This is a genomic window from Deltaproteobacteria bacterium (assembly GCA_013151235.1).
Classification (GTDB): domain Bacteria; phylum CG2-30-53-67; class CG2-30-53-67; order CG2-30-53-67; family CG2-30-53-67; genus JAADIO01.
The window spans coordinates 19,535-31,753 of record JAADIO010000052.1 but is presented as its reverse complement, the minus strand read 5'-3'; the positions used below and the strand labels follow the sequence as shown (position 1 = coordinate 31,753).

Here is a 12,219-nt window from a genome sequence, read left to right as displayed (position 1 = left end):
CTGAGCCCGGGTCCGGGTATTTCCCGTTTTCGTCGTATGCCATATAGATCGCTTTTTTGTATTCTTCCACGGTTCGGGTTCTGTATGCGTCGCGCGCTTTGACGCGGGCGTTGTTGAGTGAGGAGAGGATGATGCTCGCGAGGAGGCTGATGATGGAGATGACGACGAGCAATTCTATGAGCGTGAAGCCTGCGCCTTTTTTTATTTCAATTTCAAGTCCGTGGTTTGATTTCGGGAGGGAAAAATATCGTAAAATATTTCTTTTCATACATTTTTAATATATCATAACTGCAATGTTTGACAACTTTTACAGCTTGAGTATAATTTTATTGTATTTACAAGATTATCAGTTAATTTTTTATAAAAATTTTGGATTGCGGAATATTTTCCGGCGTGAATTTATTTTGCCGTTCAAAATAAAAAGCTATGAGCACGAAGAACAAAATTGCTCCGATTGGAGACAGAATATTGGTTAAACCTTCGGCGGAAAATGAGGGCAAAAAGACCGCTTCAGGTATCATCATTCCGGATACCGCGAGCAAGGAAAAACCCGAGCAGGGGGAGGTTGTTGCCGTGGGGGAAGGAAGAGTAACTGATGATGGAAAGGTTTTGCCGATGAGGGTGAAGGTGGGGGATACGGTTATTTTTTCAAAATACGGGCCGGATGAGATAAAGGTTGACGGGGAGGAGTATTATATAATTTCGGAGTCGTCTATTCTGGCTGTGATGAAGTAGGGGTTTTTGATTCAAATGCTTTGAGGAGCGAAATTTCGTTGCGGATTGCGGGTTTGTTTTGCATCTCTTGCATCTTGAAGTAAATTTATCAGTTTTTAATTTTGAAATTTTTATGTCTAAACAAATTATTTTTGATGAAAAAGCGCGGGCGGCTTTAAAAAACGGGGTTGATAAGGTCGCGGACGCGGTGAAGGTTACTATCGGGCCGCGTGGCAGGAATGTTGTTCTTGATAAGGGGTATGGAACGCCGACGATAACAAACGATGGTGTTTCTATTGCGAAAGATATTTCGTTGTCGGATAAGTTTGAAAATATGGGGGCGGAAATAATAAAAGAGGTTGCGAGCAAGACGAATGAAAATGCCGGCGACGGGACGACAACGGCGGTTGTTCTTATGCAGGCTATTGTTGATGAGGGGATGAAGCAGACGGCGATGGGGGTGCGGCTTGGTATTGAAAAGGCGGCGAGCGAGGTGGTTGAAGCTCTGGCAAGTATGTCAAAAGAAATAAAAGGCGATGAGATAAAACAGGTTGCGTCAATTTCGGCGGAGTCCGAGGAGATGGGGAAGATTATCGCCGAGACTATTGAAAAAGTCGGCAAGGACGGCGTGGTTACGGTTGAGGAGTCGCAGTCGTTCGGGATTGAGTCTGAGATTGTTGAGGGGATGGAGTTTGATAAAGGGTATGTGTCGCCGTATATGGTTACGAATGCGGAAAGAATGGAGGCTGTTTATAATGACGCGCCGATACTTGTAACCGACGGTAAGATTTCAGCTATGAATGATATCTTGCCTCTTCTTGAAAAGCTTGCGCAGTCGGGGAAAAAAGAGCTTGTTATTATCGCGGATGATGTTGAGGGGGAGGCGTTGGCGACTTTTGTCGTCAATAAGCTTCGCGGGACATTCAATGTCCTTGCGATTAAGGCGCCGGGGTATGGGGATAGGGCGGAAAAAGAAAACCGATTGATTACTTTTCGTTCTCCAAAGATGACAAAGATTCCTCCGCCTGTTCCAGGCGATATTGGACCAAGGCCAAGCGTTCCTGCTTCACGCCGCAATACCTTCCTGTAGAATGACCTCAACCAAGGAACTGACCGAACAGGGACCCTCTTCAAATTCTTCTCGAGAAAACGCTTGGTGTGACTTCCGCAGATCCGCTGAATGCTGGTTGCTAACGACTGATTGCTGTATTAAATAAATGGCGGGAGAGGGCGGGAATCGAACCCACCAGGCGGGGTGTTAAGCCGCCCCACCGGATTTGAAGTCCGGGCCGGACACCAGCACCGAATCCTCTCCCATTTCAAAAATGTTCAATCAAAAATTGATGAAATCGTAAAAAGTCCGTTCGGCCCTTCGGCACGCTCAGGACAGGCCCTTCGGCACGCTCAGGACAGGCCCTTCGGCACGCTCAGGGCGAACGGTGTAAGACGTTGATATTCCGTTCGTGTGGTTCGGCAAGCTCATCATGCCCGGAAGCTTGCCGAAGCATGAACGGAATCCGGAAAAGAACTTTTTACGACACCATCAGGATTGAACATTTTTGAAATAACGGAATTCCTCTTCAAAGTTCGGCGTGAAGATCCCCGAGCCGAGCTTCGGTTCGATATCCTCCCGGCTCCAGAAGCGTACCTCGGTGATCTCCCCTGGATCGAAGTCTATCGCTCCGTCGTAACGGCAGAGGTAGGTCGTGACGTTTTCCGACTCAACCTCGTTCCGCAGCGGGTAACTGTAGAGACGTCTCAGGACGGCCCCTGCAATCCCGAGTTCCTCTTTCATCTCCCTGACGGCCGCCGTGTCGTAGTCCTCTCCCGGATCGAGGTGCCCCCCAACGGAGGTATCCCATTTCCCCGGCTGGATATCCTTGTCGGGCGCCCGTTTCTGCAGGAGGATCTCTCCCCGTCCGTTCACCACAAGCACATGGACCACGCGGTGGACCAGGGCAGGGTTGCCGTGACATTCCGACCGCGGGGCGATCCCGATCACCCGGTCCCTGCCGTCCACGATTTCGAGCATCTCCGGCATCTCATCCCTCCAGCAGTTCCAGGAGACCCGAAAGGGTCAGGACATGGCCCTCTTCAACCTCCCTGAGCAGGCTGAAGGCCTTCTTCGTCTCCTCATCGTCGGCCAGACGGGCCAGATCAGAGTAGAAGGCGACGGCATCCTTCTCGAAGTTGAGCGCCAGCCGCACGGCGGCGATCTCGTTTTCGAGTTTCATCACTACCGATTCCGCGTCACTCCCGGCGGGAAAGAGCTTCCCTTCAAGATAGTCCTCGAAATAGCGCTGCACCATCTCCTCGGCGGCCGGGTCGAGGTACCATTCGGAGCCGGGACCGTCGAGCAGCGCCTCGATGTCGGCAATATGCTTCTGCTCCTCCGCCGCCATCTGCGCAAATACGGGACGGATCTTTTCATTCCGGACACGATCCTTCATGTCGTTATAAAAGCGGAATCCGTGGCGTTCCAGGGCGACGGCGATCTTCCCGGCCTCGTCGGCATTGAAGGACTTGCCTTCAAAAAAGTTCGTAAGATTTTTTTTCATAAGGACCAACCCCTTTCGATGATGGAACAAGCGGAGAGATTCTATCAGAAATGGCAAAAGGGGGGCAAGCGAAAAGGACAGCTGGGTTCAGCCCCCGCAGAGGCGGCAGGCACCGCCGCATTCCGGTCCTGACGGGATCCCTCCAGCCTCCGGCAGGCTGAGTACCTGACCCTCCCGGCTCCCGCAGCGGTAAACGGTCACCCCCTTGCACTTCAGGGCATGGGCCATTATATAGATCTTCCGCACATCTTCCGGCGGGGCATCCTCCGGCAGGTTGACCGTCTTGGAGACGGCGTTGTCCGTATGTCTCTGGAAGGCGGCCTGGATACGGAGATGATCCTCCGGGGCGATATCAAAGGCGGTCCGGAAGAGACGGCGGACCTCCGCAGGGATCCCGCGAATACCCTGTATGCTTCCCCGGCGCAGGATCTCTTCCCGGATCATGGAGGTCAGAAACCGCCTCCCCGACGCCGCACGCTCGAAAAGGGGGTTCACCTCGGCCAGGCTTCTCCCGCCGGGGAGACGGCGGCAGAAGGCGACGGCGAAGAGCGGCTCGATGCCCCCCGTCGTCCCGGCGATGATCCCGGTCGTGCCGGCAGGGGCGACGGTCGTCACCGTGGCGTTCCGGAGTTCGGGAAGCCCCCGCTTCGGGTATACGCTCACGGGATAGTTCGGAAAGGGACCCCGCTCACGGGCGAGTCCGGCCGACACACGGCGGGCCTCGGAGGTGACAAAACCCATGAGGCGGCCCGCCAGCCGGAGCGCCTCAGCCGAATCATAGGGGAACCCGAGCTGAATCAGCATGTCGGCAAACCCCATCACGCCGAGACCGATCTTCCGGTTGGCCAGGGTCGCCTTCCTGATCTTCGGGATCGGGTAGCGGTTCAGGTCGATGATATTGTCGAGGAACCGGACGCCGACTTCGATCACATGGCGGAGTTTTTTGTAATCTACCCGCCCGCCCCGGACCATGCGGGAAAGGTTGATTGAACCCAAGATGCAGCTCTCGTAGGGATAGAGGGGGAGTTCGCCGCAGGGGTTGGTCGCCTCCAGGGGTCCCAGCGCGGCAAGGGGGTTTCTCCGGTTGATCTCGTCTATGAAGAGGATGCCCGGATCGCCGGTCAGCGCGGCCTGGCCGGTGACCGCATCAAAGAGGGACGCGGCATCGGCCCGGCCGCACTCCTTGCCGGTACGGGGATTGACGAGAGGGATCTCCCCGCCCCTCTGCGCCGCCTTCATGAACCTGTCCGTCACCGCCACGGAAAGGTTGAAATTCGTGAGGATGGAGGGGTCGCCCTTGGCCTCCACGAAGCGGAGGATGTCGGGGTGATCGACTCGCAGGATCCCCATGTTCGCCCCGCGCCTGCGCCCCCCCTGTTTCACCACCTCCGTCGCCCGGTCGAATACCTGCATGAAGGAGACCGGCCCGGAGGCCACGCCCCCGGTGGATCTAACCACGTCCCCCTCCGGCCGGAGCCGGGAGAAGGAAAATCCGGTCCCCCCGCCGGACTGATGGATCAGCGCCATCTCGGATACGGCCCGGAAGATCCCCCGGATCGAATCCTCCACGGGGAGGACGAAACATGCGGAGAGCTGCCCCAGCCGGGTCCCCGCATTCATCAGCGCCGGTGAGTTCGGGAGGAAGTCGAGACCGGTCATCACCTCGAAGAACCGCTCCTCCATCTCCGCGGGGGAAGGGCCCCGGCGGTATCCCGCCTCCGCCGCCGCCACGTGCCGGGCCACCCGGGCGAACATCTCCTCCGGGGTCTCCGTCACCTTTCCTTCGGCGTTTCTCCTGAGATAACGCTGTTCAAGAACCAGACGCGCATTTTCCGAGAGACCTTTCATTATTGATCGCCTCTGCGGTAAAGGGTTATTTGCCTTTGCCGTTTCCCGTCTCCTTTAACGATCCCCCATCGCCTCCTCCAGCGCCTTCCGCACCTCCTCCGGGATCCGGACGGGACGGCCGGTCCTGCCGACCGCCGCCATTCTCGTCATGCCGGTGACCATGAGCCGCCCGTCCCCCTCCCGGACCACCCGGTAGGAAAGGTCGAAGCGCGCCCCCGAAAGAGCAGCGCAGGTGGTCTCGACGGCAAGAAGATCATCGTATCGAGCCGATGCGAGGTAATCAACCTCGGCCCGGACCACGACGAAAGTGATCCCCTCTTTCATCCACCGGGTGAGATCGGCGCCGAGGTCCCGGAGGAACTCCGTCCTCGCCGCCTCGAAGAAACGGAGGTAGTTGCCGTAATAGACGACCCCGCCCATGTCGGTATCCTTATAATAGATCCGGACCCTGTACATCTCATCTTCCTTTCTTCGCCGGATCACCGAAGGCCGCCTCGGCCATCTTCCGCAGCCGTTTCGTCAGCTTCGGTCCCCGGTAGTTTTTTTCCCGGGCGACATAGGGACACCCCGACGGAAGCGCCCCCATCCCGATAACACGCCGTGTGATCCGGACGCAGTCCTCCTTCATCTTCGTCCGGTTCTCATAGATGATGCAGAGGCCGGAGTCGAGATCGAGATACTCGCAGGGCCGGTCGGTATATACCACCGTCCCGTCGTCGCGCAGTTTCTTGTAATAACAGCAGATGGTGCAGCGGGCACAGAGATCTTTCATCGCTGCATAGAGTTACCACGATCGGGGGGATGTTGCAAGTTCCGCCCGGATGGTCCCGGGCCGGTTCGTGTTCTGTTTGATTTGAGCCTTCCTCATCGCCGGCCTCCTTCATCCCGGGCCATCCTGCCAAACGCCTCCCGGATCATCCGGACCGACGGCCAGCCGTAGGCCTCCTGCCCTTCCCTGTAGATACGGCAGGCAAGAGAAAATCTCTTTCCTTCACCGGCACCGGCCTCGATGTCCGCCCCGTCGATCCGGATCGTGGGGGAACCGGGAAAGGAAAGCCGTTCCGCTTCCTCCGGGGTCTCCACCCGTACATGCCCGACCGGATCGGTGATCCCGAGTTCGTCGAGGACCGTCTTCAGGTTCTCCTCCGCTTTCCGCCAGGAAGGGCATCCCTCGAAATAAAGCAACTCGATCTTCATGATTCTTCCTCCTTCTCCAGCGCCTCGAGAATCGGGCAGACGGCCCCGTTCCCCGCCTCGCAGGAACTAATCAGTTTCTTCAGGGCGTTCCGGATCGCCGAAAGGTCGGCAATCTTCCTCTCTATAATCCCCATCTTGTGCAAGGCCGCCGCCCTAACCTCCCGGCAGCTTGCGCCCTCTTCCCGGAAGGCGAGAAGCTCCCGGATCTCATCGAGAGAGAATCCGAGACGCTGGGCACGCTTGATGAACCGAATCGTCCGGACCACATCCCCGGGGAAGACCCGGCAACCCGATTCCAGCCGCCCGGCATCCGGAAGAAGCCCAAGACGTTCGTAATAACGGATCGTATCCGTGGAGACCCCAGCCCCTCTTGCCGCCTTACCGATCGTCAGTTTTTCCATCGCCTCACCTTTTGCTTCACATGAACACTATACATCTTGGAGTCGTGTCCAATGTCAAGGAATAATCAGTGAAGAAGGTTTCGAAAGGCTACTTTATTCCCTCCGGAAGCTGTAAGAACCCATCGGCCTTAAAAAAGGCATCCAGAGAAGGTGCCGGAAAGTCAACTTCTCAAAATTCCGGTACTCCCTCAAACCAATCGTCATCTCTCGGTGCCCGTCATCAGGCTGGTCCCGGTAGGTCCCGAAGAGACGATCCCACCAGGGAAGAAAAAAACCGAAATTGCTGTTGGTCTCCTTCACCTTCCAGGAGTGATGCACTCGATGCATGTCCGGGGTGACCACAAACAGCCGAAGGATACGGTCCAGAGCCGGGGGGATCGCAACATTGCCGTGATTGAACTGAGAAGAGGAATTGAGAATGACCTCAAAGGCCATCATCCCCCACGGGCTCGCCCCTAAAGCGGCCACCACCGCTGCCTTGTAAATCATTGAGACAAAGATTTCGAAGGGGTGAAACCGAAGTCCGGTGGTAACATCAAAGTTCGGATCACTGTGGTGGACACGATGCAGGCGCCAGAAGATCGGCAGGGCATGGGACAACACGTGTTGCAGGTAGACGGCCATATCCAGAACAACTACAGTGACCAGAAAGGTAACAATGGATGGTAATTGAATAACATGGAGCAGACCCCATCCATGTGCTTTCGCATAGATCGCCGTAGTTACGGCAACTCCCCCGATTGTAACCCTGACGAAGACCATATCCAAGACCGTGATCGAAAGGTTCGTGACCCACCTCCGACCTTTGGGCTGCGACAAAACCCGTCGAGGCCGGAAGACCTCCCAAACCGCCATTGCGATCAAAACCCCCGAAAACATAAAAAGCCGGATCAACGTTTCATACGCTGCCATCTTGCCTCCACAACTTGTGATCTCCATCAACCTTTATCGCTACATTTCAGTAATTCCTGTTCGTAAATACTGTGACGCACCGAGAGAGTTGCAGAGCGGTTTCATCGAGACGAGCGACTGAGGCATACCCTTGTGGTGCGGCATAAGGAGCGGATCAAAGAGGATACCGTCCTGCGGCACTCGAATGCCACAGTATTTACGAATAGGGCCACTCAGTAAACCACGACCCGGTCCGCTTCGCCAAAGAGATGAAGCATCTCCTTGAAGGTGACCGGTTTAAAGAAGTCAACGGAAAGTTTCGACAGATCGCCGAACTTTTCCGAGATCCCGGCCACCACGAGCATCCCGCCGTTGATATAGAACCGGGCGCCCTCATCGTGCAAAAGCGTCAGGTATGCCCCGTAGGTCGCGGGGACCTTGCCGATCCCTACGCCGGTCTGCCTTGCGATCTCCGCTCGCAGGTTTTCGGGCAGTTTGTACCCTTCCAGGGCGTCATGACCGAGCCATCCCCGCTTGTAGGTATTGACGGCAGAGGCGTCGATCAGGACCGAGACCTCCTTCCCCTCCCGCAGGGCCTCCCGGATCATGTTGTAAGCCACGCAGATCTGGGCGTCGTCCTTGGCGAGATCGGTCTTGATATGGAAGAGGATCCTCTCCGCCCCCGATGCCGGCGCCATAACCGGCACTGCCAGGATGAAGAAAACAGCGCAAAGCGTACCCACAATCATCAAAGTATGTTTCATAACGATCCTCCCTTCCCATTTTTGTCTTTCTCCGAGAACTCCGTGGTTCATGCTTGTGGGTTTCGACTTTTCCCCGTGCTCCCCGAGTTCCCCGTGGTTGATGCTTTTGCTGTGTGCCTTGTCCCTTTGTCCCTCTGTGCCTTTGTGCCTTGCCCCTTGCCCTTCCTTGCCTTCCCCCTTCAATCCCCTTCCCGAGCGACCCGCAGTCCGTTCGCAACGGCGATGAGTTCCGAGGCCTCGTGGAATATTACGGCCACGGCGATGCTCATCCAGCCAGTAAGGGCGGCCGGGATAAGAACCGCCAGGGTTGAGATCGCAAAAACGATATTCTGCCGGCTGATCCGGCCGGACTTCTTCCCGAGCCGGACGGCATAGAGGATCCGCCCGAGGTCGTCCCCCATCAAGGCGATGTCGGCGGCCTCGACGGCGGCATCGGTCCCGGCCGCTCCCATGGCGATCCCGAGCGTGGCACCGGCTAAGGCCGGGGCATCGTTGATCCCGTCCCCCACCATGGCCACGGCACCGTATTCTTCTTCCAGTTCCCGGACGACCCGGATCTTCTCCTCGGGTTTGAGCCCGGCCCGTACCTTATCGATATTCAGTTCACGGGCGACGGCCTCGGCGCTGGTTTCGTTGTCCCCGGTCAGCATGACGACCTTGATCCTCATCCGGTGCAGTGCGGAGACGATCTCTTCCGACCGGGGGCGGATCTCGTCCCGGATGGCGATAATGCCGTCGATCTTCTCCCCGCTGCCGACAAAGATGACCGTCTTCCCCTCCCGTCTGAGATCCTCGATCATACCATTGGAGACTCCATCCCGGCCGGACCGGGCAAAGAGCTTGTCGCTCCCGACGTAAACGGTCTCACCATCAATCTCGGCCCGGGCGCCGTAGCCGGAGATCGAGCTGAACCTTTTTACCTCAACACCTTCAATCCCGGATGCCTCCGCTTTTTCGGCAATCGCCCGCGCGAGTGGGTGCTCGGAGAACCGCTCCACGCTGCAGGCCCGTTTCAGCATCTCGCTCTCACTCCCGTTGAACGATACGACATCGGTGACGACCGGTTTACCCCGCGTCAGGGTGCCGGTCTTATCGAAGGCGACGACCCTGATCCGGGCCAGGTTCTCCAGGGCCACGCCCCCCTTGATCAGGACCCCGTTTCGGCCGGCCAGGCCGATCCCGGCAGCGATGGCCACGGGGGTCGACATCACAAGGGCACAGGGTGCGGCGGCAACGAGAAGGACGACCGCCCTTTCCGCCCAGTATGCAAAAGAGAGCCCGAACATGGGTGGCGCGATGAGAAGTCCAAGGGCAAAGACGAGCACCAGCGGTGTGTATCTCTTCCCGAACCGGTCGATGAACAACTGCACCCGCCCTTTCTGGTCCTGCGCCTCTTCAACCATGTGAATCATCCTGGAGAGGGTGTTGTCTTCGAATCCGGCCGTGGCCTCGATCGTAAGCGCCCCTTCCTCGTTCATCGTCGCGGCGAAGACCTTCATTCCCTTCTTCTTTTCCACGGGGACCGACTCGCCGGTCACCGGCGCTTCGTTCACGGAAGAACGGCCGGTGATGATCACCCCGTCCGTCGGGATTGACTCCCCCGGCCGGACGATAAAGACCTCCCCGGGCCGAATCTCTCCCGCCGGAATAGTCACCTCCTTCCCCTCCCGGACGACCCGGGCCTCTTTCGGAGCGAGGTCGAGAAGTTGCCGGATGGAATGCCGGGTCCGGGCATAGGTGTATTCTTCCAGCCCCTCCGCCGCGCCGTACAGGAAGACCAGGAAGGCGGCCTCGTCCCACATCCCGAGAACCGCCGAACCGACCGTGGCGGCGATCATCAAAAGATCGATCCCGACCTCACGCTCCTTAATCAGTTCTTCAACCCCCTCCCGCATCCAGTGGTAGCCTCCTATGGCGATGGCGACGAGATAAATGACAATCTCGGCCGACCTCGGGAGGATCCCGAGATAGGTCAGCACAAAAGCCGTGCCGGTCACGAGACCTGAAATCAGGGCGTTCCGCATGGGGGGATGACGCCACCAACGCCCTTCAATACATTCTTTTTTGCCACAAGAACAACCCATCACTTCTCCTCCGCATGTTGTAATCCCATCTCAAAAAGATCTTCGATATGTTCGTCATCGAGGGAGTAATAAACCATCTTCCCCTCCTTGCGGTATTTCACCAGGCGCATGTTCCGCAGGATCCTCAACTGATGGGAGACGGCGGACTTCGTCGTTCCCAGCAGGTTGGCAACATCACAGACGCAGAGTTCCTCCAAAGAAAGGGCGAAGATGATCTTCATCCTCGTGGGGTCCCCCAGTGCCCGGAACGTCTCCGACAGGCGCAGCAGGGTCTCGTCGCTCTTCATCCTCTTCCTGACGGATGCGACTCTCCGCCGGTCGACGAAGGTGATTTCACAGGATGTACGGTCTCGTTTCTTCATGGCAACCATTCATTGAAACGGTTGAACATATGCTCAACCGTTAAAGTACAAAAAAAAGGAGCCCGCTGTCAATCACATTTTCTGCAAAGATGGGGATTGATCCTTTCTCCTTCAGCCTCTTTTCAACCCCATAGGATATACGCGGGAGCATACTTCAAGATCTTTGCTTAACCCACAGAGTCAGAGGCCGGGGAAAAGTCTTGACTTTTTTTCATATCATGGTACCGTACGAAATTAAAAATGTGGGGATGGAGTCTCCCGTACAATCGCCTGAATCCGGCTAATGACTCCTGTCTCGGAGGTTGTTCTGTGGCGGGGGAGTCGGTACTGTCCGGTCTGGAGCCCGCCGCAAAGCGGGTTTTTTTGTGCCCGCCTTCATACACCGCTTGACGGACCGTACGACTCGGGGACCGAAACTCATCTTCAGGGAGAAGGAGCCGGGCATGAGCAAGCGTATCCTATTCAATCTCCTGCAGGTACTCATGGTCATGGGATTCTCCCCCCTGGCGGCGGGGGTGCTGAACCGACTGAAGGAGATTATACAGTCCAAGAAGGGGCCGAGCATCCTCCAGCCCTACCGGGATCTCCGAAAGCTTTTCTCCAAAGACGAAATCGTACCGAAGGAGAGTTCATGGATCTTTCGTGTGGCTCCCTACATCGTCTTTATCACCCCCATCTTTGTGACGCTCCTGATCCCCGTCCTGACCGACTATCCTCTCTTCTGGGCATTCATGGCCGACATGGTCGGCGCCGGTTTCGTCCTAACGTTGGGCGGATTTTTTGCCGCACTGGCGGCAGCGGATACGGCAAACCCTTACGGCCCGATGGGGGCAAGCCGCACCCGCATGGTTGGTTTCCTGACGGAACCGATCTTTCTCATCGTATTTTTTACCGTCTCCTTCGTAGCCGATTCCACCATCCCCTTTATCGTACAGCAGAAATGGGTGACGCCCCCGGCCAATTTTTTCGAGCCGTCGCATCTCCTGCTCCTGGTCGCCTTCGTCATGCTCATCCTGGCCGAGAAGGGGCGCATCCCCGTCGACAATCCCAGCGGTCATTTCGAACTGGCCATGATCGATGAATCAAAGGACCTGGAATACTCGGGACGGAGCGCCGCGCTCATGAAGTGGGGCGGCTGGATGAAGTTTTTCGTGCTCATGATCGTTTTGCTGAACGTCCTCGTGACGCCCTGGGGGCTCGCTTCAACCCTGGAGTGGGGTGCGATCCTCACTGCCGTTCCGCTGGTCCTGTTCAAGATCCTCCTTTTTATCATGCTCCTTGTTCTCATCGAGTCATCACTGGCGAAGCTGAGACTCTTCCGGATCAGTGAATTCATGAGCGCCGCATTCGTGATCGCAGTCATCGCAATGCTGACCAGTGTCTTCACGCATTAAGGAGGC

General features: G+C 56.8%; 14 protein-coding genes, 1 tRNA gene and 1 pseudogene. 3 read left to right on the top strand and 13 right to left on the bottom strand.

Annotation, left to right across the window (positions count from 1 at the left end; translation table 11 throughout):
* Positions 1-268 (bottom strand): type II secretion system protein (locus GXP58_10005; protein ID NOY53933.1); only part of this gene is annotated, 268 nt, incomplete at its 3' end.
* Between the two features lie 158 nt (positions 269-426).
* Here GXP58_10005 and GXP58_10000 point away from each other — a divergent pair.
* Together GXP58_10000 and GXP58_09995 are read left to right on the top strand one after the other, a co-directional pair.
* Positions 427-735 carry a co-chaperone GroES gene (locus GXP58_10000; protein ID NOY53932.1) on the top strand — a complete coding sequence of 103 codons (309 nt, stop codon included), beginning with the start codon at positions 427-429 and terminating at the stop codon, positions 733-735.
* Positions 736-847: 112 nt separating this feature from the next.
* On the top strand, positions 848-1,804 hold the full coding sequence (locus GXP58_09995) for a chaperonin GroEL (GenBank protein ID NOY53931.1): 957 nt from the start codon (positions 848-850) through the stop codon (positions 1,802-1,804).
* 128 nt (positions 1,805-1,932) lie between these two features.
* On the opposite strand, the gene GXP58_09990 is transcribed toward GXP58_09995, so the two are convergent.
* The 12 genes and pseudogenes from GXP58_09990 to GXP58_09935 all read right to left on the bottom strand — a co-directional run bounded on the left by GXP58_09990 (position 1,933) and on the right by GXP58_09935 (position 10,819).
* A tRNA-Sec gene (locus GXP58_09990) sits at positions 1,933-2,030 on the bottom strand.
* A 227-nt stretch (positions 2,031-2,257) separates the two neighbouring features.
* On the bottom strand, positions 2,258-2,755 hold the full coding sequence (locus tag GXP58_09985; GenBank protein ID NOY53930.1) for an NUDIX domain-containing protein: 498 nt from the start codon (positions 2,753-2,755) through the stop codon (positions 2,258-2,260).
* 1 nt (position 2,756) lies between these two features.
* Positions 2,757-3,272: a ferritin family protein gene (locus GXP58_09980; protein ID NOY53929.1), complete on the bottom strand. Its 516-nt coding sequence runs from the start codon at positions 3,270-3,272 to the stop codon at positions 2,757-2,759.
* Between the two features lie 87 nt (positions 3,273-3,359).
* A complete protein-coding gene (locus tag GXP58_09975) occupies positions 3,360-5,120 on the bottom strand; it encodes an adenosylcobalamin-dependent ribonucleoside-diphosphate reductase (protein ID NOY53928.1) in 1,761 nt (586 codons plus the stop codon).
* A gap of 54 nt (positions 5,121-5,174) precedes the next feature.
* On the bottom strand, positions 5,175-5,576 hold the full coding sequence (locus GXP58_09970) for a YbgC/FadM family acyl-CoA thioesterase (protein ID NOY53927.1): 402 nt from the start codon (positions 5,574-5,576) through the stop codon (positions 5,175-5,177).
* Position 5,577: 1 nt separating this feature from the next.
* Entirely contained in the window at positions 5,578-5,892 is a 315-nt protein-coding gene (locus tag GXP58_09965) for a hypothetical protein (GenBank protein ID NOY53926.1), read from the bottom strand.
* A 182-nt stretch (positions 5,893-6,074) separates the two neighbouring features.
* Positions 6,075-6,317: pseudogene (locus tag GXP58_09960) on the bottom strand (thioredoxin family protein).
* Entirely contained in the window at positions 6,314-6,718 is a 405-nt protein-coding gene (locus GXP58_09955) for a heavy metal-responsive transcriptional regulator (GenBank protein NOY53925.1), read from the bottom strand. Before GXP58_09955 ends, GXP58_09960 begins: the two are co-directional and overlap by 4 nt.
* Before the next feature lie 93 nt (positions 6,719-6,811).
* Positions 6,812-7,630, bottom strand: a complete 819-nt coding sequence (locus GXP58_09950; GenBank protein NOY53924.1) for a sterol desaturase family protein — start codon at positions 7,628-7,630, stop codon at positions 6,812-6,814.
* A gap of 212 nt (positions 7,631-7,842) precedes the next feature.
* Positions 7,843-8,373, bottom strand: a complete 531-nt coding sequence (locus tag GXP58_09945; GenBank protein NOY53923.1) for a hypothetical protein — start codon at positions 8,371-8,373, stop codon at positions 7,843-7,845.
* A gap of 179 nt (positions 8,374-8,552) precedes the next feature.
* Positions 8,553-10,457, bottom strand: a complete 1,905-nt coding sequence (gene cadA / locus GXP58_09940; GenBank protein ID NOY53922.1) for a cadmium-translocating P-type ATPase — start codon at positions 10,455-10,457, stop codon at positions 8,553-8,555.
* Positions 10,457-10,819, bottom strand: coding sequence for a winged helix-turn-helix transcriptional regulator (locus GXP58_09935; GenBank protein NOY53921.1), 363 nt, complete (start codon positions 10,817-10,819; stop codon positions 10,457-10,459). The genes cadA and GXP58_09935 overlap by 1 nt, the downstream gene beginning before the upstream one ends.
* A gap of 443 nt (positions 10,820-11,262) precedes the next feature.
* Between GXP58_09935 and GXP58_09930 the strand changes: the two genes are divergently transcribed.
* Complete coding sequence (locus tag GXP58_09930; GenBank protein ID NOY53920.1) at positions 11,263-12,213, top strand: formate hydrogenlyase subunit 4; 951 nt, start codon at positions 11,263-11,265, stop codon at positions 12,211-12,213.
* Positions 12,214-12,219: the final 6 nt, after the last annotated feature.

Bases quoted from the DNA above. Each gene is read 5' to 3' on its own strand.
- GXP58_09935 (NOY53921.1), bottom strand. From the start codon at position 10,819: ATGAAGAAACGAGACCGTACATCCTGTGAAATCACCTTCGTCGACCGG.
- cadA (NOY53922.1), bottom strand. From the start codon at position 10,457: ATGGGTTGTTCTTGTGGCAAAAAAGAATGTATTGAAGGGCGTTGGTGG.
- GXP58_09995 (NOY53931.1), top strand. From the start codon at position 848: ATGTCTAAACAAATTATTTTTGATGAAAAAGCGCGGGCGGCTTTAAAA.
- GXP58_09945 (NOY53923.1), bottom strand. From the start codon at position 8,373: ATGAAACATACTTTGATGATTGTGGGTACGCTTTGCGCTGTTTTCTTC.
- GXP58_09950 (NOY53924.1), bottom strand. From the start codon at position 7,630: ATGGCAGCGTATGAAACGTTGATCCGGCTTTTTATGTTTTCGGGGGTT.
- GXP58_09955 (NOY53925.1), bottom strand. From the start codon at position 6,718: ATGGAAAAACTGACGATCGGTAAGGCGGCAAGAGGGGCTGGGGTCTCC.
- GXP58_09985 (NOY53930.1), bottom strand. From the start codon at position 2,755: ATGCCGGAGATGCTCGAAATCGTGGACGGCAGGGACCGGGTGATCGGG.
- GXP58_09965 (NOY53926.1), bottom strand. From the start codon at position 5,892: ATGAAAGATCTCTGTGCCCGCTGCACCATCTGCTGTTATTACAAGAAA.
- GXP58_09930 (NOY53920.1), top strand. From the start codon at position 11,263: ATGAGCAAGCGTATCCTATTCAATCTCCTGCAGGTACTCATGGTCATG.
- GXP58_09980 (NOY53929.1), bottom strand. From the start codon at position 3,272: ATGAAAAAAAATCTTACGAACTTTTTTGAAGGCAAGTCCTTCAATGCC.
- GXP58_09970 (NOY53927.1), bottom strand. From the start codon at position 5,576: ATGTACAGGGTCCGGATCTATTATAAGGATACCGACATGGGCGGGGTC.
- GXP58_09975 (NOY53928.1), bottom strand. From the start codon at position 5,120: ATGAAAGGTCTCTCGGAAAATGCGCGTCTGGTTCTTGAACAGCGTTAT.
- GXP58_10000 (NOY53932.1), top strand. From the start codon at position 427: ATGAGCACGAAGAACAAAATTGCTCCGATTGGAGACAGAATATTGGTT.